Origin of the sequence: Pleomorphomonas sp. PLEO (assembly GCF_041320595.1) — a bacterium.
Lineage (GTDB): Bacteria > Pseudomonadota > Alphaproteobacteria > Rhizobiales > Pleomorphomonadaceae > Pleomorphomonas.
In genome coordinates this window covers 5,438,429-5,460,993 of the sequence record NZ_CP166625.1, presented here as the reverse complement: position 1 = coordinate 5,460,993, position 22,565 = coordinate 5,438,429, and the positions used below count along the sequence as shown (strand labels likewise).

Annotated in this window: 15 protein-coding genes and 1 tRNA gene; 12 read left to right on the top strand and 4 right to left on the bottom strand. The window is 63.5% G+C overall.

Annotated elements, in window-relative coordinates; all coding sequences use genetic code 11:
* Positions 1 to 13 precede the first annotated feature (13 nt).
* On the bottom strand, positions 14 to 1,270 hold the full coding sequence (locus tag AB6N07_RS25230) for a Zn-dependent hydrolase (RefSeq protein ID WP_370675779.1): 1,257 nt from the start codon (positions 1,268 to 1,270) through the stop codon (positions 14 to 16).
* Entirely contained in the window at positions 1,267 to 2,502 is a 1,236-nt protein-coding gene (locus tag AB6N07_RS25225; protein WP_370675778.1) for a diaminopropionate ammonia-lyase, read from the bottom strand. The genes AB6N07_RS25230 and AB6N07_RS25225 overlap by 4 nt, the downstream gene beginning before the upstream one ends.
* 71 nt (positions 2,503 to 2,573) lie before the next feature.
* On the opposite strand from AB6N07_RS25225, the gene AB6N07_RS25220 reads away from it, so the two are divergent.
* The 3 genes from AB6N07_RS25220 (at position 2,574) to AB6N07_RS25210 (ending at position 4,567) form a co-directional block, all read left to right on the top strand.
* Positions 2,574 to 3,494, top strand: a complete 921-nt coding sequence (locus AB6N07_RS25220) for a MurR/RpiR family transcriptional regulator (RefSeq protein ID WP_370675777.1) — start codon at positions 2,574 to 2,576, stop codon at positions 3,492 to 3,494.
* A gap of 456 nt (positions 3,495 to 3,950) precedes the next feature.
* On the top strand, positions 3,951 to 4,238 hold the full coding sequence (locus AB6N07_RS25215; protein ID WP_370675776.1) for a hypothetical protein: 288 nt from the start codon (positions 3,951 to 3,953) through the stop codon (positions 4,236 to 4,238).
* A 252-nt stretch (positions 4,239 to 4,490) separates the two neighbouring features.
* Positions 4,491 to 4,567 (top strand) — tRNA-Arg (locus tag AB6N07_RS25210).
* Between the two features lie 460 nt (positions 4,568 to 5,027).
* Here AB6N07_RS25210 and AB6N07_RS25205 read toward each other — a convergent pair.
* Complete coding sequence (locus AB6N07_RS25205; protein ID WP_370675775.1) at positions 5,028 to 5,705, bottom strand: type 1 glutamine amidotransferase domain-containing protein; 678 nt, start codon at positions 5,703 to 5,705, stop codon at positions 5,028 to 5,030.
* 460 nt (positions 5,706 to 6,165) lie between these two features.
* Positions 6,166 to 7,152 carry a LacI family DNA-binding transcriptional regulator gene (locus tag AB6N07_RS25200; RefSeq protein WP_370675774.1) on the bottom strand — a complete coding sequence of 329 codons (987 nt, stop codon included), beginning with the start codon at positions 7,150 to 7,152 and terminating at the stop codon, positions 6,166 to 6,168.
* 160 nt (positions 7,153 to 7,312) lie between these two features.
* Here AB6N07_RS25200 and ptsP (AB6N07_RS25195) point away from each other — a divergent pair, with 160 nt between their 5' ends.
* The 9 genes from ptsP (AB6N07_RS25195) to AB6N07_RS25155 all read left to right on the top strand — a co-directional run bounded on the left by ptsP (AB6N07_RS25195) (position 7,313) and on the right by AB6N07_RS25155 (position 22,547).
* A complete protein-coding gene (gene ptsP / locus AB6N07_RS25195) occupies positions 7,313 to 9,835 on the top strand; it encodes a phosphoenolpyruvate--protein phosphotransferase (protein WP_370675773.1) in 2,523 nt (840 codons plus the stop codon).
* Positions 9,832 to 10,779, top strand: a complete 948-nt coding sequence (pfkB, locus tag AB6N07_RS25190) for a 1-phosphofructokinase (RefSeq protein WP_370675772.1) — start codon at positions 9,832 to 9,834, stop codon at positions 10,777 to 10,779. The genes ptsP (AB6N07_RS25195) and pfkB overlap by 4 nt, the downstream gene beginning before the upstream one ends.
* 77 nt (positions 10,780 to 10,856) lie before the next feature.
* Positions 10,857 to 12,548, top strand: a complete 1,692-nt coding sequence (locus AB6N07_RS25185) for a fructose-specific PTS transporter subunit EIIC (RefSeq protein WP_370675771.1) — start codon at positions 10,857 to 10,859, stop codon at positions 12,546 to 12,548.
* Between the two features lie 353 nt (positions 12,549 to 12,901).
* Positions 12,902 to 13,225: a PTS fructose transporter subunit IIB gene (locus AB6N07_RS25180; protein ID WP_370675770.1), complete on the top strand. Its 324-nt coding sequence runs from the start codon at positions 12,902 to 12,904 to the stop codon at positions 13,223 to 13,225.
* 158 nt (positions 13,226 to 13,383) lie between these two features.
* Positions 13,384 to 15,207: a glutamine--fructose-6-phosphate transaminase (isomerizing) gene (gene glmS / locus AB6N07_RS25175; protein WP_370675769.1), complete on the top strand. Its 1,824-nt coding sequence runs from the start codon at positions 13,384 to 13,386 to the stop codon at positions 15,205 to 15,207.
* Between the two features lie 592 nt (positions 15,208 to 15,799).
* Positions 15,800 to 17,722, top strand: coding sequence for a PTS mannitol transporter subunit IICBA (locus AB6N07_RS25170; RefSeq protein WP_370675768.1), 1,923 nt, complete (start codon positions 15,800 to 15,802; stop codon positions 17,720 to 17,722).
* A gap of 74 nt (positions 17,723 to 17,796) precedes the next feature.
* Positions 17,797 to 18,939 carry a mannitol-1-phosphate 5-dehydrogenase gene (locus tag AB6N07_RS25165; protein ID WP_370675767.1) on the top strand — a complete coding sequence of 381 codons (1,143 nt, stop codon included), beginning with the start codon at positions 17,797 to 17,799 and terminating at the stop codon, positions 18,937 to 18,939.
* Between the two features lie 121 nt (positions 18,940 to 19,060).
* On the top strand, positions 19,061 to 21,607 hold the full coding sequence (gene ptsP / locus AB6N07_RS25160; protein WP_370675766.1) for a phosphoenolpyruvate--protein phosphotransferase: 2,547 nt from the start codon (positions 19,061 to 19,063) through the stop codon (positions 21,605 to 21,607).
* A 52-nt stretch (positions 21,608 to 21,659) separates the two neighbouring features.
* Complete coding sequence (locus AB6N07_RS25155; protein WP_370675765.1) at positions 21,660 to 22,547, top strand: helix-turn-helix transcriptional regulator; 888 nt, start codon at positions 21,660 to 21,662, stop codon at positions 22,545 to 22,547.
* Positions 22,548 to 22,565: the final 18 nt, after the last annotated feature.

Here is a 22,565-nt window from a genome sequence, read left to right as displayed (position 1 = left end):
CTCTCAATACTCCTCAGGCGGGTGTGTTGGCGCGGCCGGCCAGCTCCAACGCTAACGTGCCGAGCACAGCGAGGCCGTTGGCTATGTCGTTGGGGGCCGTGTATTCGGCTATGTTGTGGCTGAGTCCGGCAATGGACGGCACGAACACCATGGCGGCGGGACAGGTGCGGGCCAGCATCTGGGCGTCGTGACCAGCACCGGAGAACATGCGGCGAGTTGAAAGGCCGAGACTCCTAGCCGTCTTTTCGACGCGGCCGACCAGTTCGCCGTCGAAGGCGACCGGCTCGAAGCGAGCCAGCCGGCGGCGGGTGAAGGAAACGTGCTCCTCTTCGGCGACGCGGGCAACCAGCGCGGCAAGGCGCGCCTCAGCCTCGGCGAGCACCTTCTCCTGCGGGTGACGAAGGTCGACGGTCATCTGAGCCATTTCAGCGACGACATTGACGAGATTGGGCCGAAGGCGCAGCGAGCCGACGGTTCCCACCATGTCGCCACCGATCGATTTGGCGATATCGGCGACGCCGTGAGCGATGCGGGCGGCGGCAAGGCCCGCGTCACGCCGGAGGCGCATCGGCGTGGCGCCGGCATGGCTCGCCCGGCCTGACAGCGTGATCTCCGTCCAGGAGATGCCCTGCACACCTTCGACGACGCCGATGTCGATGCCCTCGGCCTCCAATACCGGTCCCTGCTCGATGTGATATTCGAGATAGGCGGCGGCCTTTACGCCGCCGAGCGGCGCCGAACCGGCGTAGCCGATATCGACGAGATCGTCGCCGAGCCGCGTGCCGTCGATGGAAATGGTATCGAGCGCTTCCTGGAGGGGCAGGTCGCCAACGTGAACGAGGCTGCCCAGCATGTCCGGCTGGAAGCGGGCGCCCTCCTCATTGGTGAAGGCCGCGACGGTGACCGGGTGCACGGTTGCAATACCGGCATCGTCGAGGGCCTTCAGCACTTCGAGGCCGGCGAGCACGCCGAGATTGCCGTCATAAAGGCCACCGGTCGCCACCGTGTCGATATGCGAGCCCATCATCACCGACGGACCATCCTGCGTGCCCTTGCGAGTGGCGAAGATGTTGCCGATCGGATCGATCGCCACCTCAAGCCCCTGTTCCCGCATCCAGCCGACGACCAGGTCACGGCCGGCGCCATCCTCCGGCGTCAGGGCCAGACGGCAGACACCGCCTTCCGGCAGGGCACCGACTTGGCCGAGCGCCTTGAGGCGGGCGACGAGACGGTCGCCATTGACGGGCAGGGCGGGAGAAAGGTCTTTCATGTCTGTGCTCCAGCGCGAACCGCGTCGCCAGTTCGGCCGACGATGCGGGCGTAAAGATCCGGATCGGTGTCACCCTCGCTGCCGAATAGCAAGACGCGCGAGGCTTGATCGAGACCAAGCGCCTTGCGCCAATCCGCATGATCGGCAGCGACGATCAGTCCGGCAAGGCCTGCGACCCCCGATTCGCCGCCGACGATGGTGGCCCCGGCCGCGCCTGACGCCAAGAGCTGCATTGTGGCAAGTGCCGCCTCGTCGGGAATGGCCATGAAGGCCGTCGCGCCTTTTTCCAGGAACGGCCAGGCGATCACCGACGGTTCGCCGCAAGCCATCCCGGCCATGACGGTATCAAGGTCACCGGTGACGGTCGTCGGTCTGCCGGCTCGCGCACTTTCATAAAGGCATGCGGCCTTGTCCGGCTCCACCACGACGACGGAGGGCGTGTCGGCCCCATAGGCTTCCCAAAGGTGGGCGATGACGGCCGCGGCAAGGCCGCCGACACCACCCTGGATGAAGACGTGGGTGGGCGGCATATCAAACGCGCCAAGGGCCTCGGCCACCATCACCGCATAGCCCTGCATGACGTCACGAGGAATGTCCGTATACCCGGGGTAGGAGGTATCGGACACGACGAACCAGCCGTTTGCAGCGGCGGTCCGGTCGGCCTCGCGCACCGAGTCGTCGTAATTGCCGGCCGTCCGCACCACCTCGGCCCCAAAACTGCGGATTGCCTCTGCCCGCTTTTCAGAAACGGTGGCGTGGACGAAAATCACCGCTCGTGCGCCGAACATACGGGCGCCCCAGGCGACGGAGCGGCCATGGTTGCCATCGGTAGCACAGCACACGGTGATGTCCTTGACGGCGTCCTTCAACCGGCCGGCGGCCAGAGCCGCCTCGTCGACACCGCCATCGCGGCGCCTGAGTTCGGCGGCGAGCAGGCGGAACACCGCATATGCACCACCCAGCGCCTTGAACGAGCCTAGGCCAAAGCGCCCGCCTTCGTCCTTGTAGTGGACGCTTGCGACGCCGAGCCGCATCGCCAGCGTGGAGAGCGAGACGAGCGGCGTCGGCCGATATCCAGGCCAAGACGAGATGACCCCGGCGGCCCGGACGTAGCCGTCATGCGACAGGGTTGCCTTGAAGGCTTCAGGATATGAACCAACCTTGCGGGTGGTATTGACGAGGAAGGCGGCTGTGCCGGACGAATCGGCGAGATTTTTAAACAGGTAGGTCATCGGTCCGATGTTCTTGCTGCCGGCCTGACCGGCTTGACAGAGGAACATATATGAAAGAGAATTTTCATGAAATGGAAAAGATGAAAAAAGAGGCGACTGCTGCAAGAGAAGGCGAACGTGGCGGCGCGGCGCCCGGCGACGCGGTTGATGCGCGCATCGCCGCGCTGTTCGACGAGCTGACCGAAAGCGAGAAGCGTCTCGCCGAAGTCGTCCTCGAGACGGCCAGTGATCTCTCCGCTTTCACCGCCGGTGAGCTTGCGGTCCGTGCCGACGTGTCCGCGGCAACTGCCGCGCGTTTCTTCCGGCGGCTCGGCTATGAGAGCTACGGTGATCTGCGGCGCTCCGTTCGCGATGCGCGCACTTGGGGCTCGCCGCTCTACGAACTGTCCTCTGCGGAGCGACCGGCCGATTTCGCCCTGCACGTTGCGCAGGACATCGAAAATCTGAAGCGTCTTGCCACTGAACTTGCGCCGGCCGCCCTCGCCGACGCCGTCGAGCTGCTTGCGTCGTCAAAACGCCTGCACCTCATTGGCTTCCGCAATTCCGCGGCGCTGGCCGCCTACGCGCGTGGTCTTTTTGCCCATGTGAAGCCGGACGTTCGCCTGTTGCCGCTGGCCGGACAGACGTTGGCTGAAGATCTCGTCGGCTTGGGCCCCGAGGACGCGTTGGTGGTCTTCGGTTTTCGTCGTCGTCCGCCTGCGCTGCGCGAGGTGATGGCCGCCGTTCGCCAGAGCGGCGCTCGCATTCTGCTCGTTACCGACGCCTCCGCGGCCCGCACGGCTCATTTGGCACATGTGACGCTACGCTGCCCCAACCAAGGGGCCAGCCTGTTCGACAGCTATGTGGCACCAATGTCGCTCATCAGCCATCTCGCCTCGGCGCTTGGCGTGGCGCTCGGGAAGGCGGCGGAAAGCCGGCTCGAAATGATCGAGGATCTGCACCGGCGTTTGGAGCCATTTTCGACGGCCGGACGGCGGATATCGCGCGGGTAGGGCACTCACCGAAATCGCGCTGATTTCTCTGAAAAAGTGGGTAACCAGGGTCACATTCCGATTCGAAGCCCGGCCCGGATAACTGGCCTTCCTGTCGAAACTTAAGGATAGTCTCCTCTTCTGCGCGACTCTTGGTGAAAAACATGTATACTGCATAGTGATGAAAGTGGATTAACGCCCCGGATCGGAGCGGTCAGATCACCTTTCATTAACCTTCTTCGTGCCAGACTGGCATTTCTAGTCTTGGTGCGGGTCGGGTGAACAGCGAGCGCGCCAGCTACGTGGCGGCCACCTCACCCAGAGCCGGAGGGCTCCGTTTGCGCGCAAGCGGAACGGAATCCCATCAGGTTATGCGGGTTTGGATAGACCCGGAAAACGCCCTACGGACCGTCGTGTCCAAAGGGGTTCTTTTCCATTCCGGTCGGTTGCCGACCGGTAGCACTCGGGTTGGCGCCAATGTTTATTCTGATCGTTTTTGCAGGCTTGGCTTATTTGGCCATCGGATTCGGCTTTACCATGTTGTCGCTTCACGAACTGGCCACCGGCCGTCGCGAGGGCATTCTCAACCGGCTTATGGCTTGGTCGGGCATTTTGCTTTGGTTGCCGATGCTAGTCGTTGTCGTCGCCAGCGCTTTTTTTGTCTCTTTGCGGCCCACACAGCCGCGAGTTCCCGCCATAGCAGCTCGTTCGGAAGCTGTTCTCGCCGAGCGGCGCACCATTCGCAGGGCTGTCCGTCAGGTCTGACGGGAGCCAGGGAAAGCCTGACCTTTTTGGGATAATCATCAGTTGGCCGTCGGCGGAATAGCTTCGTCGGCCAACGTTTCTCATCGGCAAGGCTTGCGCTAACTATCTGAAAAAACGGCAAGTTGGCCACTTCATAAAAAGCGACATTGGCTGCGCAGAAAGCCCTTGCATTCGTCCGGCCAGTTGGGTAGACACTCCCCAGCGAACGGGACCGCCGATTTCATCGCGGCGGTGTCTAATTCGTTTTGGCGTGCGCTCGTAGCTCAGCTGGATAGAGCATCAGACTACGAATCTGAGGGTCGGGCGTTCGAATCGCTCCGAGCGCGCCATTTTCTTTCTGAACCACCTGCCTGCAGGTGGTTCGTTGCGTCGATAGCTTTTCCTAATGGTTAGGCTGGCGCGAAGGGTAACGGAAATCTCCGCAGAGTGGAATGACTGCGCCGAAGAGGCGTGGTGCAGACCATTCTTTTGGATACGGTCATTTCCGTGGTGCGCGCCGCTCCGAGGATAAAGCGCACTGGTCAGCAGCGCCAGAAGGCGGAGCCGTATCCCAAACAATCACATCAAATGAAAAGCCTCGCCAAAACGTAGGGTTGGTCAGCGGTGTGGATGGTTTGCCAAGGTTCTCGGCGGGCCATGTTGGCTTGTAGAGCGTCGGCCAAGCGCAAAGCGACACCCCGCGGCCGAACCCTCTTCAAAACAACCATTTAGAAAAAGAACCCCACCAAAATGGTAGGGTTCGTTGGCGCTCCGAAAGCGGGGCGGGAGCCCGCATTCTGCCCTGCTTGGTCAGGCGATCAAGGCCATCAGGGCCTTTGCTGCGCCTTCGCTGCTTGCCGGGTTTTGGCCGGTGACCAACTTGCCGTCCGTCACCACATAGGGCGCCCAGTCAGGTCCCTTGCGATACTCCGCGCCCTGGGCGATGAACGTATCCTCAATCAGAAACGGCACGACATCCGACAACTGGACGGCGTCTTCTTCGCCGTTGGTGAAGCCGGTGACGATGCGCCCCTTGACGATCGGCTGACCGTCCGCAGCCTTGACGTTCTTGAGGGCGCCGGGTGCGTGGCAGACAAAGCCGATCGGCTTGTCCGCGCGAACAAAACTCTCGATCAGTCCAATCGACACTGGGCTTTCGGCGAGGTCCCAAAGAGGGCCGTGCCCGCCGGGATAGAACACGGTGTCGAAGTCTTCCTGTCGCACCATGTCGAGCTTCACGGTATTGGCCAGCACCTTTTGCGCGGCCGGGTCCGACTTGAAGCGACGGGTCAATTCGGTCTGAGAGTCGGGCAGGTCACTTTTCGGGTCGAGCGGAGGCTGGCCTCCAGCAGGCGAAGCCACGGTGATCTCGGCATCGGCGTCAAGAAAAGTATAGTAGGGAGCGGCAAATTCCTCGAGCCAGAAGCCCGTCTTCTTTCCCGTGTCGCCCAGTGCATCGTGGCTTGTCAGTACCATTAGGATTTTCATCTTGGATTACCTTGTTGTCTGCCCTGTCCGATAAACGCGGGCGTAGGGGGATCGGTTGCGTATTTAGGGCTTTCGGGACACCCTTGCTTCCAGTGTGGCGCGCTCCTCGACGTAGGGGCGCCATCGGCCATCCCCCATTCAAGCGCCTGGCGAGACGCATAAGGCTTAACGCTGCTGCGGACGATTTGGCTTTGGACTTTGGGATGTTTTTGGAGCAGGCCGATGAGGCGCAGGCAAAGGTGAGGGCATGCTCCCTGCACAATCGCATGGCGTATCATCCAATATCGCCTGCCGTAACCAGTCCGGATTGCCTGTGTCGCAGCAGTTGCTGTTGCGCGGAAGAGGTTGGTCTGTCTTGCCGGTTATCTTTGCGCCAGGGCTGTTGCGGAAGGGCAGTCGGCCTTCATTGGCGTCTGCGGCTCCCCCTCCAATCGGGTTGGAAATTTCCCTATCGGCCTAGTTAGTCGGGTCGCTTGGTCGAGTTGCGCTCGATCAGCTTGCCCGAGAGCATGATGACGCGCGGCGCCATTTCCGGCGTCTCGATGCGCTCGAACAACAGGCGCATCGCCGAGTGGCCGATGTCTGCCACCGGCTGCTCGATCACGGTGATGCCGGAACCGATGAGGCCGGTCCAGATCTCATTGTCGAAACCGGCGATGGCGATGTCATGCGGTGCCTGAAGGCCCAGCTCCTGCATCGCCTGGGCGACACCCAGGAGAATGAGGCCGTTGGAGGCGATCAGCGCATCCGGGCGGTCCTTGCGGGACAGGATCTGCCGCGCCGCCACGGTGGCGGCATCGGGGTTGGGCGCCACGAAGTCGGCGCGCGGCGTGAGGCCGCAATCGTTCATCGCCTCGGTGTAGCCGCTGAGGCGGTCGCGGGCGGTGGATGAGGTATTGCCGAACAGCCCCTCGATGGTCTTGAAGCCACGGGCGTGGAGATGTTCGACCAGCGCGGCGGAGGCCTGGCGATTGTCGAGCACCACCGAGTCGTGCTTGCCGGCCGGGCCATGGCGGTCGACCAGCACCACCGGGAAGTCGAAGTTGAGCCGGTCGAGCTGTGCCGCGGTCTCGCGCGTCGGCGCATAGATGACGCCGGTCACCCGCTCCTCCTGCATCAGGCGCAGATACATGGTCTCGCGAGTGGGATTTTCATCTGTATTGCACAGCACGACCCGCATGTTCGCCTTGTAGGCGGCGTCTTCCACAGCGCGACTCAGCGTCGTGAAGAAGGGATTGCGGATGTCGGGAACGATCAGGCCGATGGTGTTGGAATGCTGCGAGCGCAGCCGGCGCGCTGAGAGATTCGGGCGATAACCCGTTAGACGGATTGCTGTTTCCACTCGCTCGCGCAGGTCTGGTTTGACCGAGCGATTGGCGAGAACACGCGAAACCGTTGCCGGCGAAACGCCTGCGGCGATAGCCACATCCTTGATGCCGACGCTCATAGCTAAAATCGTTCTCCGTTTACGGCGAAACCAATCACGTCTAAAGACAGCCTTCAATACGGGTTTTTCCAGCTTTCCCAGGAAAGCGAGCTTATGTTATCTGCGTCAATAGAGCTGAAAAGGTTTTCAGTTTTCTGAGACGCGGGGAGAGGGAAGTTTCATGTCGATCAGCACCAAACCACTTCTCGCGCCACAACTCACGCGCATCAAGGCGGCGCCGGCCACCAAGGAAGCCGCCATTCGTGAGGCCTGCGGCCTCTTGGCCGATGGCGGCTATATCGATCCAGCCTACGCCGACAGCATGATGCGTCGCGAAACGGTGGCTGAAACCTATCTCGGTCATGGTGTTGCCATTCCTCACGGGATGAATGCCGATCGTGGGCTGATCAAGCACAACGGCCTCGCCATCCTGCAGGTTCCCGGCGGTTTGATCTGGAATGAAGGCCAGATCGTCAAGCTCGTCGTCGCCATCGCCGCCCAGTCGGACGACCATATTTCCGTGCTGCGCCGGCTGACGCGCCTGTTCCAGGACGAGGCGGCGCTCGAAGCGTTGTTCGAGGTCGATGACCCGCTCGCCATTATCACGGCGCTGGACGAGACGGCTGCGGCCAATCTCAAAGCCGACGCTGCCGTGCCGGCCGATCTCGCCCTGAAGGTCGAGTGGACCGTCGATTATCCCAATGGCCTGCACGCACGTCCCGCCAGCCGCTGGGTCGACGCGGCCAAGGCGGCAGGAACGCGCCTGCAGGTTCGGCGCGGCGCCGATGCCGCCGACCCGGCACGGCTGGTTTCCCTGCTGCAGCTGGGCCTTCGCGCCGGTGAAACGCTGACGATCTCCGCCGAGGGCGACAACGCCGCCGTCGCTCTCTCCGCCTTCGTGCAGGTGATCGAGCGACTGTCGGCCGAGGAGAAGGCGGATGCCGCCAAGGCACCGGCCCCCACCGGTCGCAAGGGCTGGACGCCGGCCACCAATCTGAAAACGTTTTCTGGCGTCGCGGCCGCCCCGGGTGTCGTCATCGCCCCCGTCCATGTGCTGAAGAGCGCCACTGTAGAGATCTCCGACACGCCAATGGATCTTGTCGAGGCCTCCACGGCGCTCGATCAGGCGATCGCCGCGACGCTGAGCGAGCTGAAGGCCGTCGCCGCCGAGGCCGCCGTCAAGGTGGGGCAAGCGGAAGCTGCGATCTTCGAGGCGCATGCCGAACTCCTGAACGATCCGGAAATTCTCACGAAAGCCTCCATGCTCGTCGTCGGCGGCCATGGGCCCGCCTGGTCTTGGCGCGCCGCTGTCGAAGAGGTGGCGGGGTCGCTCGAAAACAACGCCAACGCCTTGCTGGCCGCCCGCGCCTCCGATGTGCGCGATGTCGGCCGCCGCGTGCTGGCCAAACTGGCGCCCGAGGTGGCGAGCGGTTCGGCGATCGTGCTGCCGTCGACCCCGTCGATCCTGGTCGCTGCCGATCTGACCCCGTCGGACACCATCGGTCTCGACACGACACTGATCGCCGGTCTGGCGACGGCGCAGGGCGGGCCGACCTCGCACACCGCCATCCTCGCCCGCACGCTCGGCCTGCCGGCGGTGGTCGCGCTGGGCGCCGGCCTTCTGGAAACCAAGGCGGGGACGACCGCCATTCTCGACGGCGCCGCCGGTCGGCTCTATCTCGACCCGAGCGAGGCGGATCTGGCCTCGGCCCGTGCCTTCATCGAGGCCGATGTGCGCCGCGCGGCTTCCGAAGCTGAGGGGCGGGCTCTCACCGCCACCACCACCGACGGCCGGACCATCGAGATCGGCGCCAACGTCAATAAGCCCGCCGACGTCGCCGGCGCCATCGATCAGGGCGCCGAGGGCGTCGGCTTGATGCGCACTGAATTCCTGTTCCTCGATGGTGGTCACACGCCCAGCGAAGACGAGCAGTTCGCCACCTACAGCGCCATGGCTGAAAACCTCGGCGGCCGGCCATTGATCGTGCGCACGCTCGACATCGGCGGCGACAAGCAGGCGCCGCATCTGAAGCTGCCGCGCGAGGAGAACCCGTTCCTCGGCGTGCGTGGCACCCGCCTGACCCTGCGCCGCCCCGACCTGATGCGTCCGCAGCTCCGCGCCCTTTACCGTGTCGCCAAGACCGGCGCCAATCTGAAGATTATGCTGCCGATGATCACCTCGCTCGACGAGATTCTGGCCGTCCGCGCGGTGGCTGAGGAGATCAGGGCCGAGGTCGGTGCGCCCGCTGTGCCGCTCGGCATCATGGTCGAAGTGCCGTCGACGGCGGTGATGGCCGACGTCTACGCCGAGTATGTCGACTTCTTCTCGATCGGGACCAACGACCTCACGCAATACACGCTGGCGATCGACCGGCAGCATCCGGAGCTGGCAGCCGAGGCCGACAGCCTGCACCCGGCCGTGCTGCGCCTGATCAGGAAGACGGTCGAGGGTGCCGCCGTGCATGGTCGTTGGGTCGGGGTCTGCGGCGGCATTGCCGGCGATCCCTTCGGCGCGTCGGTTCTGGCTGGCCTCGGCGTCAATGAGCTGTCGATGACCGTGCGCGATATCCCGGCCGTCAAGGTACGCCTGCGCACCGCGTCGATGGTCGATCTCAAGGCGCTGGCCGACAAGGCGGTCGCCGCCCGAACCGCTAGCGAAGTGCGGGCGCTCGACGCCTCCTTCGGTCAGGGAGACGAGGCATGAAGCCGATCGTTACCATCACCCTCAACCCAGCGGTCGATTTGACGATTGAAGTCGGCGGTCTCGTTCAGGGTGGTGTCAACCGCGCCGAGCGGGCGCAGCTGAATGCCGGTGGCAAGGGTGTCAACGTTGCCGGTTGCGCCGCCGATTGGGGTGTCCCGGTGACGGCGACCGGCGTTTTGGGGCGCGGCAACGACGGCGCCTTTGTTGAGTTGTTCGCCATCAAGGGCATCGCCGATCGCTTCATCCGCATTACTGGCGACACGCGCACCAACATCAAGATCGCCGACACCACCTCCGGCGAGACCACCGATCTCAACACGCCTGGTCTGGTCGTCGATGCGGAGTGTCTGAAGCGCGTTACCGCCGCCGCGCTCAACGCTGCGAAAACCGGTGCCATCGTTGTCATCGGCGGGTCGTTGCCGGCCGGTATTGCTCCTGATGCGCTCGTGTCACTGGTCGCAACGCTGAATGACGCCGGCGCCACGGTGGTGGCCGATACGTCGGGCGCGCCGCTCAAGGCGTTGCTCGCCGCCAAGGGAAAGTTGCTGCCATTTGCGGTGAAGCCCAACCGGCACGAACTCGAGGAACTGGTCGGCCGCCCGCTGCCGAATCTCGATGCGCTGGTTGGCGCGGCCCAGGACATCGTTCTGAGTGGTGTGCGGCTGGTCGTCGTCTCCCGCGGTGAAGAGGGCGCGTTGTTCGTCACGGCCGATGAAAAGCTCACTGCCCGCCTGCCAGTGATCGAGGCGCTCAGCACCGTCGGTGCCGGTGACGCCATGGTGGCCGGCATTACCACCGCGCTCGCCGAGGACAAGCCTGTCGAAGCCATCGCCCGTCAGGCAGTCGCTTTCGCCGCCGCCAAGCTGGCGCGCGTCGGTCCCCATCTGCCGGAGCGCACTGTCGTCAGCGCGCTCGCCGAGCGGGCGGAGATCACCCGTCTCTAGCGGATCCTATTCAAGAATATCCCTGAATTCTCGCCGGGGAGTCTGGCAGCGAGGAAGTTCTTCATTGGAGGATGAGAATGGCAAAGTTAGCAGTCGTGATCGGCGCGAAGGAGACGGGGAGCAAGCCCCTGATCGCCGCCGAGGCCTTGAAGAAGGCGGCAGAGGCCGCCGGTACGTCCCTTAGCATAGAGACGCGCACGCCGAACGGCGTGACGACGCCGCTCGACGAGGCGACGATTTCCGCCGCCGACGCGGTGCTCATCATTGGTGACATCGCCGATGACACCCGCTTTGCCGGCAAGACCGTCCGCAAGTTGACGCTCGACGCCGCCCTTGCCGATCCGGCCGGCGCGGTTGCCGCGCTATCGGCGGTCAAGCTGATCGTCGGCATCACCTCCTGCCCGACCGGCATTGCCCACACGTTCATGGCGGCCGAGGGCGTGGAGCAGGGCGCCAAGGCGCTCGGCTATGCCGTCAAGGTCGAGACGCAAGGCTCGGTCGGCGCGCAGAACACCTTGACGGCTGAGGAAATCGCCGCCGCCGAGGTGGTGATCATCGCCGCCGACACCAACGTCGACATGTCGCGCTTCGCCGGCAAGCGCGTCTACTCCACCGGCACCAAGGGTGCGATCGCCAACGGCAAGGCGCTGGTCGAAAAGGCCATCGCCGAGGCGGTGGTTCAGGGCGCGTCGGCTGCTGGCGGCAAGCGCGATCTCGCGGCCGAAGTGGCCGCCGAAAAGGCCGCGCGCTCGGCGCAGCGCTCCGGCCCCTACAAGCATATGATGACCGGCGTGTCCTACATGCTGCCCTTCGTCGTGGCCGGCGGTCTCTTGATCGCGCTCGGCTTTGCGCTGGGCGGCATCTATGTCTACGATGACGCCCATGCCGGCACGCTCGGCCAGGCGCTGTTCACCATCGGCAAGCAGGCCTTCACGCTGATGGTGCCGTTTCTGGCCGGCTTCATCGCCTATTCGATCGCCGATCGGCCGGGCATCGCACCGGGCGCCATCGGTGGCGTGATCGCGGGCGCCATCGGCGCCGGCTTCCTGGGCGGCATCGTCGCCGGCTTCCTGGCCGGCTATGTGGTGCTCTACCTCAACCGCTACATCAAGCTCGGCCGAAACCTCGACGGTCTGAAGCCGGTGCTGATCCTGCCGCTGCTCGGCACGACCATCGTCGGTCTCTTGATGGTCTATGTCCTCGGCCAGCCGGTCGCAGCGGCGCTGACCTGGTTGACCGACTTCCTCAAGGGCATGCAAGGGGCCAATGCCCTCGTGCTCGGCGCGATCATCGGCATGATGATGGCCTTCGACATGGGCGGTCCGGTGAACAAGGCGGCCTACACTTTCGCCACTGGCCTGATCGCCAGCCAGCTCTACGAGCCGATGGCGGCTGCCATGGTCGCCGGCATGACGCCGCCGCTCGGTCTGGCGCTCGCCACCAAGCTGTTCGCCGATCGTTTCTCGGCCGACGAGCATGAGGCGGGCAACGCCGCCGCGGTGCTGGGTATCTCCTTCATCACCGAAGGCGCGATTCCCTTCGCCGCCAAGGATCCCTTCCGCGTCATCCCCTCGCTGATGGCCGGCTCGGCCGTGGCCGGAATGATCTCGATGGCGGTCGGCTCGCAGTTGCGCGTGCCGCATGGTGGCGTGTTCGTGCTGTTGATCCCCAACGCGGTCACCAGTCTCGGTGGCTACATCGTAGCGATGATCGCCGGTACCGTGGTCACCGCCGCGCTGCTGCGGGTGCTGAAGCCAAAGGCAGCCTGACGCTTCAAGCCTATTGATCTTGCGTGATTGGCCCCGTCGGAGCATGCCTCCGGCGGGGCTTTTCGTTGACTAAGCTTGCCACCTTCGGCGGGCGAGTTTCCAAGATTCCGCAGTATAAAAGGTTACCTCGTTGGGCAGTGTGTAGCTTCGGTCCGCTCCAAGGTCCTTCCGCGTTTGGGTGTCTATGCAACGGGGCGGTCTCGCCGTCATTTCGCAGGTACGCGATTCCCAGGCGACCAGGTCCTCCTGCCCCGTTTGCAGCTTTGGCGCATTTGAAGTATCAGAGCGACTTGCGTCGAAGGAGACCGCCTGCTGATTGTTCGCAGGCGTCGGCATCGGGGGAAGGAGGCGATATGGAAAGTGGCACCAGAATCGTCGTCGTCACCGCCTGTCCGACCGGCGTTGCACTCACCTATATGGCTGCTAATCGGCTGCTCGCCGCCGCCCAGCGGCTCGGCTATCTGATCAAGGTCGAAACGCAGGGCGCCCTCGGTAGCGAGGATATTCTGACGCGCAAGGACATCGGCCGCGCCCACGCCGCCATCATTGCCGCTGACGTCGATATTGACGGGCTGGATCGTTTTCAGAACGTGCCCGTGCTCACCGTCGGCACCGCGCGGGCCATTGCCGACCCGGACGCCGTTCTGGCCGAGGCCCTGGCGCTGCCTAGAGTTTGAATCCGGCTCCCGTCGGAAAGATTTCTGTAAAACTCGGCAACTATTGTTGACTTGTCCTCAGTTATTCGACGTGACACGGTCGCTTCTGATGAAGGGCTGGGTCGTCGAATGCATTTCGGCTGATAGATCGGCCTCCAGGCAAGAGAGTTAGTTCGTCAATGTGCGGAATTATTGGAATCGTTGGTCGCGAAGGCGTCTCTGAACTGTTGCTCGAGGGGCTGAGGCGCCTCGAATACCGTGGCTATGACAGCGCTGGTGTCGCAACGCTGGTCGAGGGTGCCATTGAACGCCGCCGCGCCGAGGGCAAGCTCGTCAACCTGGAGCGGCGTCTCGCCGAGGCTCCGCTAGCCGGTTCCATTGGCATCGGTCACACCCGTTGGGCGACGCACGGCGGCCCCACCGAGGGCAACGCGCATCCGCATGCGACAGATAGGGTGGCGGTGGTCCACAATGGCATCATCGAGAACTACCAGACGCTGACTGCCGAGCTCACCAAGAAGGGCCATGTCTTCGTCACCGAGACGGACACCGAGGTGGTCGCCCACCTGATCACCGACTTTCTTCAACAGGGCAAGGCGCCGGTCGAGGCCTGCCGCCTTGCCTTCCATCGCCTGGAGGGAGCCTTTGCGCTGGCCATCCTGTTTGCCGGCGAGGACAACCTCATGGTCGGTACGCGACGGGGCACGCCGCTTGCCGTTGGCTATGGCGACGGCGCCATGTATCTCGCCTCCGACGCCTTTGCCATGGCACCGCTTACCAATCGTCTCGCCTATCTGGAGGATGGCGATTGGGCGGTGCTGACGCGCAACTCGGTCGAGATCCGCTCTGCCGACGATGCGCTTGTCGAGCGCAAGATCCATGTTTCCAACGTGTCGGCCGCCTTGATCGGCAAGGCCGGCCATCGTCATTTTATGCTGAAGGAAATCTTCGAGCAGCCACAGGTCATCGGCGACACCATCAACGCCTTCGTTTCAGCCTCCACCGGCACCATCGCGCTGCCCGACCTACCGTTCGATCCCGCGAAGGTGCCGCGCCTTACCATTGTTGCCTGTGGTACCGCCTATTACGTGGCCATGGTGGCCAAGTATTGGTTCGAACAGGTGGCGCGCCTGCCAGTCGATGTCGATATCGGCTCGGAGTTCCGTTACCGCGACACCCCGTTCGAGAAGGGCGGCGTCGCCATCTTCGTGTCGCAGTCGGGCGAAACGCTCGACACTCTGGAAGCGCTGCGCCACGCCAAAAGGGCAGGGCAGCACATCGTCTCCATCGTCAATGTGCCCGAGAGCACCATCGCTCGAGAAAGCGACCGGGTGCTCTACACGCTGGCTGGGCCTGAGATCGGCGTCGCCTCCACCAAGGCCTTTACCACCCAGCTCACCGTCATGGCCTGTCTGGTCCTTGCCTTCGCCCGTGCGCGCGGCACCATCTCCCACGAACGAGAGGCCGAGCTGGCGCTGGCGCTCCGAGAAGTGCCGGCCCGCGCCGCCGAAGTGCTGCGCCACGACGATGCCATCCAGGCGTTGGCCGGCATGGTTGCCGAAAGCCGCGACGCGCTCTACCTCGGTCGTGGCACGGCCTACCCAATCGCCCTTGAGGGCGCTCTGAAACTCAAGGAGATCAGCTATATCCATGCCGAGGGCTATGCCGCCGGCGAGATGAAGCATGGCCCGATCTCGCTGATTGACGATGGTGTGCCGGTCATCGCGCTTGCCCCCTCGGATGCTCTGTTCGAGAAGGTGGCCTCCAACATTCAGGAAGTCGCAGCCCGCTCGGGACGGGTGCTGCTGATATCCGATGCCGAGGGCGTTGCCCGCCTGGGAGGCAAGGTGCGCTGGTCGATCGAGCTTCCCAAAGTTGATCCCTTCGTGGCGCCCATCCTCTATTCGCTCCCCGTACAGCTTCTCGCCTACCATACGGCGGTGGCCAAGGGCACCGATGTTGATCAGCCCCGCAACCTCGCCAAGAGCGTTACGGTCGAGTAGCCGTCAGCGCCGCTGATTCCAGCCCTCGACAGTGCAGCGCGCCGGTCTTGAAAAGCCGGCGCGCTGCTTTTTCTATTGGTAAAAGGTATAGCTGTAAGAGCCTAGATGCTCCTCATGTCGACTTAAGTATGCTTTGGGCTGGACGGTAATCGTACAATTTTCAAGTCGTGGATATCTCCCCAAGCCAATGGTTTTCATCGTTTTTCCGCGACATCCGTGGAAGAGCGTGGCGATGTGTATCTAGAGCAGGATACATTTTTACAGTCGTGTTTATATCTTTCCACTTTTAATCATAGTGATGTCATGTTTTGATCACAATCGAACGAAGACACGTAAGAACAACCATTTAAGTGTGCTGGAGTCTGAGCGTCTGTAGGCGCTCGGAGCAGTGTTTTCGTATCTCCTGATCCGGGGAATACAGGGTCAGGATGGAGGAGCGGAGAGGCTTACGAGATAAACGACCTGGCCAGCCCTTTATGGGGTGCTGGTATTTCTTCGACGCAATTCGTTTGCGGCGACGGGGTCTTTTATTCTTTGGTCTGCCGGCCTCCTCCTTCGGCGTGACAGGACTTCGTGGAGGAGTTTCTAGGACATGGCATATACCGCAACCGGAGGGGGCGCCGCATCGTCCTCCAATCTCAAGGTGCGCGTCCAGCAAGTGGGCCGCTTCCTGAGCAGCATGGTGATGCCCAATATTGGCGCATTCATCGCCTGGGGTATCATCACCACTCTCTTCATCCCGACTGGCTGGCTCCCCAACGAGTTTTTCGCCAAGCTTGTCGGACCGATGATCACCTATTTGCTGCCGCTTCTGCTCGGTTATACCGGCGGCAAGCTGGTCTATGGTGAGCGCGGCGCTGTCGTTGGCGCCATCGTGACGGCCGGCGTCATCGTTGGCACCGATATCCCGATGTTCCTCGGCGCCATGCTGGTGGGTCCGTTCGGCGGCTGGGCGATCAAGCAGTTCGACAGGCTCATTGACGGCAAGATCCGTCCCGGCTTCGAGATGCTGGTCAACAACTTCTCGGCCGGTATCCTTGGCATGATTCTGGCCATGATCGCCTTTGCGATCGTCGGTCCGGTTGTCGAGCACGTTTCGGCGGCGCTGGGCGCGGGCGTCAACGCTCTAATCAGCACCGGTCTCATTCCGCTTGCCTCGATCCTGGTCGAGCCGGCCAAGGTGTTGTTCCTCAACAACGCCATCAACCATGGCGTCTTCACCCCGCTCGGCATCCAGCAGGCTGCCACGCAGGGCAAGTCGCTGATCTTCCTGATCGAAGCCAACCCGGGTCCGGGTCTCGGCCTGCTGCTCGCCTATATGGTCTTTGGCCGTGGCAATGCCAAGCAGTCGGCACCGGGCGCCGCCATCATCCACTTCTTCGGCGGCATCCACGAGATCTATTTCCCCTACGTGCTGATGAAGCCGCGCCTGATCATTGCCATGATCCTCGGCGGCGCCACCGGTGTGGCTGCCAACATGCTGCTTGGCGGTGGCCTGCGCGCCCCGTCGTCTCCGGGCTCGATCTTCGCCGTGCTCGGCATGACCCCGGCTGACGGCTTTGTTGGCGTCATCTCCGCCGTGGTTCTTGGCGCCCTTGTGACCTTCCTGGTCGCTTCGGTGTTGCTCAAGACCGACAAGACGGAAGAGGTTGAAGACGACCTTGATGCCGCGACTGCCAAGATGAAGGCCCTGAAGGCTGAATCGAAGGGCATGGCTGCTCCGGTCGCTACCACTTCGGCCGCCATCTCCGGTCCGGTCCGTTCGGTCATCGTTGCTTGCGACGCTGGCATGGGCTCGTCCGCCATGGGTGCCTCCATGCTGCGCAAGAAGCTTGATCAGGCTGGCCTCGGCGCCATCCGTTCGAGCAACGTGGCCATCAACGCGCTGCCGGCCGATGCCGATGTGGTCATTACCCACAAGGACTTGACCGAGCGTGCCCGTAGGGCCGCTCCCAACGCGACGCATGTGTCCATCACCAATTTCCTCGACGGCGCGGCCTATGACCGCATCGTGGCGGAGATCAAGGCAAAGGCGGGTTCCGCCACGGCTCCGGCCGGCGGCAAGCCCGAGGGTGGCGCATCTTTTAATCTCGGTGAGGAAAATATCTTCCTCGGCCTCACCGCGTCCACCAAAGAGGAAGCCATTCGCTTCGCCGGCTCCAAGCTTTTGGAGATGGGCGCGATCACCCCGAGCTACATCGATGCCATGCTTAAGCGTGAGACCATCGTGTCGACCTATCTCGGGCAGTCGCTGGCCATGCCGCATGGCACCAATGAAGCGAAGAACGAGGTTCTGAAGACCGGTATCGCCGTCTGCCAATATCCCGACGGCGTTTTCTTCGGTCCCGAACCCGAGAACGTGGCTCGCCTCGTCGTTGGCCTCGCGGCCAGGGGCAACGAGCACATGGACGTCATGTCGGCCCTCGCCAGGGTCCTCGAGAATCCCAAGGTGGTCGCCCACCTTGCGACGACCAAGAACCCGGCCGACGTGCTGCGCATCCTCGATCTCGGCTGACCTCGGCTTCTTGAAAATGGGGCCGCCCATTGGGCGGCCCTCCCTCCCCAAAAAGACAGCTTTCGGAGACGACCATGCGAGCCATTCACTTTGGCGCGGGCAATATCGGTCGCGGTTTTATCGGCAAGATTCTGGCCGATGCCGGTTGGGCAGTCACCTTCGCCGACGTCAACGAGACAGTGGTCGGCCTGATTGCCCGGGACGGGCGTTACCCAGTCGATATCGTCGGTTCCGGCAGCCGCCGCGAAGAAGTGACGGGCGTTACCGCCGTCTCGTCAATCGGCGACGATATCCTCGCTCTCATCGCGTCCGCCGATCTCGTCACCACCGCCGTTGGGCCGGCTGTGCTGGCAAAGATTGCGCCGACCATCGCTCGTGGTCTTGAAGCGCGCGTCGCCGCCGGCAATCATGCCCCGCTCAATATCATCGCTTGCGAGAACACCATCCGCGGCACCACCCAGCTCAAGGAGGCCGTGTTCGGCCACCTGCCGGCCTCCGTCGCCGCCGTCGTGGACATCGAAGTCGGTTTCGCCGACAGCGCCGTCGACCGTATCGTTCCGCCGGCCCCGCCGGTTGAGGGAGAGCCGCTTGCCGTTACCGTCGAGGAATTTTCCGAGTGGATTGTCGACCGCACCCAGCTCAAGGGCTGGACGCATGACGTCCCCGGCATGGAGTTGACCGACGATCTGATGGCCTTCGTCGAGCGCAAGCTGTTCACGCTCAATACCGGACACGCCATCACGGCCTATCTCGGCTTTGAGAAGGGCCTGCCAACGATCCGCGATGCCATCGAAGACGTGAGCATTCGCACTATCGTCAAGGCGGCAATGGAAGAAAGCGGCGCCGTGCTGATCCGCCGTTACGGTTTCGACCCTGCCAAGCATGCCGCTTACATCGAAAAAATTCTCGGCCGCTTTGCCAACCGCTTCATCCGCGACGACGTGGCGCGCGTCGGCCGCGAACCGTTACGCAAGCTTGGCAAGGGCGATCGCTTGATCCGGCCGCTGCTCGGCACGCTGGAATACCACTTGCCGCACGATAATATCGTCAAGGGCATCGCCGCCGCGCTCCATTATCGCAACGACGGTGATCCCCAGGCGGTCGAAATGCAGGCGGCTATCGCTGAGGCAGGCGTCGTCGCAGCCGTCGATCGCTTTTCCGGCAACGCACTTCCGGCAGAGGTGCTTGCCGAAATCGCCGCCGCCGCCCAGATTTAGGTCCCACGAGGCACGAGAGAGCCGTTGGCCTGCGGCCCTTTTCCTCGCATCGCCATCTCCGCCGGACATCGGTCATGGAGGGGAGGCTTTGTCTCGATAGCAGGTATTGGGAGACACGCGCATGACCACCTCGACCATCTCCGTCCGGGCCCCGCTTAAGGGCCGGATCGTGCCGCTCGGCGACGTTCCCGATCCGATGTTCGCACTCGGCATGATGGGCGACGGTCTCGCCATCGAGCCGGAGATCGGCGAGGTGCATGCACCGGTGGCCGGCACGGTGACCTCGGTTCATCGCCGCGGTCACGCCGTGAAGATAATGACCGAGGACGGTGCGGAATTCCTCGTCCATGTCGGCCTTGAGGCGGTTGCGTTGCGTGGTGCCGGTCTCAAAGCCGTCGTGGCCGAAGGCGATCGGGTGGCGGCCGGCGACCCTCTCATCCGGTTCGATCTCGCCGCGCTTGCGGAGAGTTGCGGCATCGTGACGACGCCTGTCCTCGTGACCAACGAAGACGCGTTCCACGTCACCACCCGTAAGTCGGACGGCGTGGTCGACTTCGGCGATGAAGTCATGACGGTGATGCCGATCGGCGTGGAAGCGCCACCGCCAGTGTCGCGGATCGAGCGGGATATTGTCCTCGAGATGAGTGAAGGCCTGCATGCTCGTCCGGCGGCCTTGCTCGCCGCCAAGGCCAAGCAATACGCCAGCGCCGTCGAGGTCGTGCTTGGCGAGCGCAAGGCCAATGCCAAGAGCCCGGTATCTCTGCTCACGCTTGGCAGCCGTTGGGGTAGCCGGCTTGTCGTCTCGGCCGAAGGGGCCGACGCAACGGCGGCGCTCGACGGGGTTATCGAGGCGATTGCTTCCGGCCTTGGTGATCCGGTCGTACCCTACGTCGATGCCGGCCAGGAGACGCTCCCGGGCGTTACCGATGCGCCCGACGTCGAACAACCAGCCATCGATCTTACCCCATTCGGCCCCGAGGACAGGCCGTTGCTCTGCGGCGTTGTCGCCGCTCCAGGCCTCGCCATCGGCCGCGCTGTCCATCTCAAGGAAAAGGTCACCCGCCCGGCCGAGGAGGCCGGCGACATGGTGGCCGAAAGCGAAGCGCTTGATGCCGCCCTTGCCCGCGTCCACCAGCATCTGAGCGAGCAGGCGACAGTCGGCCGCACGCCTCAGCAGCGCGAAATCATGGCCGCCCACGCAGCGCTTTTGGAAGACACCGAACTTCTCGAGGGTGCCCGCGATCGCATTGCCCGTGGCAAGAGCGCCGGTTGGGCCTTTTCCGACACCATTTCCGGCCAGGCGGCACTGCTGCGCGGACTCGACAATGCCCGCCTTGCTGAACGCGCCGCCGACCTCGTCGACCTCGAGCAGCAGGTGTTGACTGTGCTGGCCGGCGGCTCGCCGGAGAGTTTGGCGCTGCCTGAGGACGCCATCGCCATTGCCGATGATCTCTTGCCGTCGCAGTTCATGGCCTTCGGCGACAGTCTGCCTGCCGCTTTCGTGGTCGCCAAGGGCGGCCGCACATCGCATGTCGCCATCCTGTCGGCGGCAAGCGGCGTGCCGATGCTGGCCGCCGTTGGCGTCGACGCCCGCCGCATTCCCGAGGGCACGCCGCTGATCGTCGACGCCGAGCGCGGCGAGATCCAGGTGAACCCAACTGAAGCAACCATCGCCGCCACGCGCAAGGCGGCGGCCGAGCGTGAAACGCGCCGTGCCGCCAATCGGGAGGCGGCGCTGACCGACTGCGTGATGGCCGACGGCACGCGTCTGCCGGTCTACGCCAATGTCGGCTCGGTGGCCGACGCGGCGCGCGGTCTTGCTTTTGGTGCCGAAGGCTCCGGCTTGCTCAGAACAGAGTTCCTGTTCCTCGACCGACCGAGAGCGCCTACCGAGGCCGAGCAGCAGGCCGAATATCAGGCGATTGCCGATGCCCTGCGCGGCAAACCGCTGACCATCCGCACCCTTGATATCGGGGGCGACAAGCCACTGCCCTATCTCAAGCAGGCGGCGGAAGAGAACCCGATCCTCGGCGTGCGCGGCATCCGCGTCTCCAAGCGGCGACCTGACCTGCTGCGCCAGCAGTTTCGCGCCATCCTCAAGGTGACGCCGGTCTCGGTTGTCCGCATCATGATGCCGATGATCGCCGACATCGGCGAACTCCGGTGGGCCAAGGCGATCTTCGAGGAAGAAAAAGCAGCACTCGGAGTCACGGCCGACGTGCCGCTCGGCATCATGATCGAGGTGCCGGCCGCCGTTGCCATGGCCGAAAAGCTGGCGAAGGAGGCCGATTTCTTCTCGATCGGCACCAACGATCTCACGCAGTACGTACTGGCCATGGATCGCGGCAATACTGAACTCGCCCCGGAGATCGACTCGCTGCATCCGGCGGTGTTGAAGACGATCGGCGACGCGGCGGCGGCTGGTGCCCGTCATGACTGCCCGGTGGGCGTGTGTGGTGGCCTGGCCTCGGAGCTGCCCGCCGCGCCCATCCTGATCGGGCTTGGGGTCACCAGTTTGTCGGCCACGCGCTCAGGCATTCCCGACCTCAAGGCGTTCATTCGTACGCTCGACAGGGAGACCTGCCGTGCCGTGGCGGAGGAGGCGCTGACGCTCGACTCGGCCGCCGAGGTGCGGGCGATGGTGGCGCGGCGCTGGCCTGACCTCTGACGATCCGCTGCCGGCAAACAGGCAATTCGTCGCCGTAACAGGGAGGCGCACTATGTCACATGCAAATATGACGCTTGACGATTTCGCCCGTGGCGATGCGCTCCCCGTGGCGGATGGCTGGCCGCGTCACATCGTCTTTGGCCTTGACGCCGCTGCGCCGCCACTCGGTGCGCTGCAGGTGCAGTTTGCGCGCTTCGAGTTGGTGATCGCCGGCACCTATACCAACGTCCTGTGTGATCGCGATGCGCAGATCAGTGAGTGCGAGCTTGGTCCTGGAGATGGGCTAGTTGTACCCGGCAACTGCTGGAATCAGCCGCTTTGGGATAAGGACGTGGAGGTCCTGAGCCTCCTTTTCGGCGCCACCCATCTCGGCGTCAGCCTTGTGAGATGGAGTGCCGGCGAGCAGCGCTTCGTCTCGGTCGAAAAACGCAATTGCCTGATCCCCGGCAACGGGCCTTTGCAATATATGGTGGAGGCCATAGCGGGCTATCGCGATGACACGGGATCGACCAGTCTTGATGCCCGCCTGCTGGCGCAGTCCATTCTCGAATATTCCCGCCGCCTGATTGCCAATCCGGTGCCGGAAGAGGATCGGCAGTCGTCGGCCTTCTTCCGCGCCGCCTGTCTCTATATCGAAGAGAACTTTGATCGGTTGATCACCCGCGACACGTTGGCTGCACACCTGCGCATCAGCCCCAACTATTTCTCGCGCGTTTTCCGCGAGCAGGGGGCCATGACTTTTTCCGACTACCTGACGCAGGTGCGGATCGGAAAGGCCAAGTTCATGCTGGAGAAATACGACTTGCCTCTGTCGCAGATCGCCCAGCGCTGCGGCTTCAACGACTTCAACTACTTCTATAAGGTATTCAAGAAGGTGGTCGGTCGCACGCCCACCGAATACAGGAATTCGGTGCAGGCCGGAGCTTCGGTCAAGGCTTGAGCAGGGGTGCCTGCGTGT

What these genes read in the sequence shown, in the direction of transcription:
- AB6N07_RS25230 (WP_370675779.1), bottom strand. Translation starts at nt 1,270, where the DNA reads ATGAAAGACCTTTCTCCCGCCCTGCCCGTCAATGGCGACCGTCTCGTC.
- AB6N07_RS25225 (WP_370675778.1), bottom strand. Translation starts at nt 2,502, where the DNA reads ATGACCTACCTGTTTAAAAATCTCGCCGATTCGTCCGGCACAGCCGCC.
- AB6N07_RS25220 (WP_370675777.1), top strand. Translation starts at nt 2,574, where the DNA reads ATGGAAAAGATGAAAAAAGAGGCGACTGCTGCAAGAGAAGGCGAACGT.
- AB6N07_RS25215 (WP_370675776.1), top strand. Translation starts at nt 3,951, where the DNA reads ATGTTTATTCTGATCGTTTTTGCAGGCTTGGCTTATTTGGCCATCGGA.
- AB6N07_RS25205 (WP_370675775.1), bottom strand. Translation starts at nt 5,705, where the DNA reads ATGAAAATCCTAATGGTACTGACAAGCCACGATGCACTGGGCGACACG.
- AB6N07_RS25200 (WP_370675774.1), bottom strand. Translation starts at nt 7,152, where the DNA reads ATGAGCGTCGGCATCAAGGATGTGGCTATCGCCGCAGGCGTTTCGCCG.
- ptsP (WP_370675773.1), top strand. Translation starts at nt 7,313, where the DNA reads ATGTCGATCAGCACCAAACCACTTCTCGCGCCACAACTCACGCGCATC.
- pfkB (WP_370675772.1), top strand. Translation starts at nt 9,832, where the DNA reads ATGAAGCCGATCGTTACCATCACCCTCAACCCAGCGGTCGATTTGACG.
- AB6N07_RS25185 (WP_370675771.1), top strand. Translation starts at nt 10,857, where the DNA reads ATGGCAAAGTTAGCAGTCGTGATCGGCGCGAAGGAGACGGGGAGCAAG.
- AB6N07_RS25180 (WP_370675770.1), top strand. Translation starts at nt 12,902, where the DNA reads ATGGAAAGTGGCACCAGAATCGTCGTCGTCACCGCCTGTCCGACCGGC.
- glmS (WP_370675769.1), top strand. Translation starts at nt 13,384, where the DNA reads ATGTGCGGAATTATTGGAATCGTTGGTCGCGAAGGCGTCTCTGAACTG.
- AB6N07_RS25170 (WP_370675768.1), top strand. Translation starts at nt 15,800, where the DNA reads ATGGCATATACCGCAACCGGAGGGGGCGCCGCATCGTCCTCCAATCTC.
- AB6N07_RS25165 (WP_370675767.1), top strand. Translation starts at nt 17,797, where the DNA reads ATGCGAGCCATTCACTTTGGCGCGGGCAATATCGGTCGCGGTTTTATC.
- ptsP (WP_370675766.1), top strand. Translation starts at nt 19,061, where the DNA reads ATGACCACCTCGACCATCTCCGTCCGGGCCCCGCTTAAGGGCCGGATC.
- AB6N07_RS25155 (WP_370675765.1), top strand. Translation starts at nt 21,660, where the DNA reads ATGTCACATGCAAATATGACGCTTGACGATTTCGCCCGTGGCGATGCG.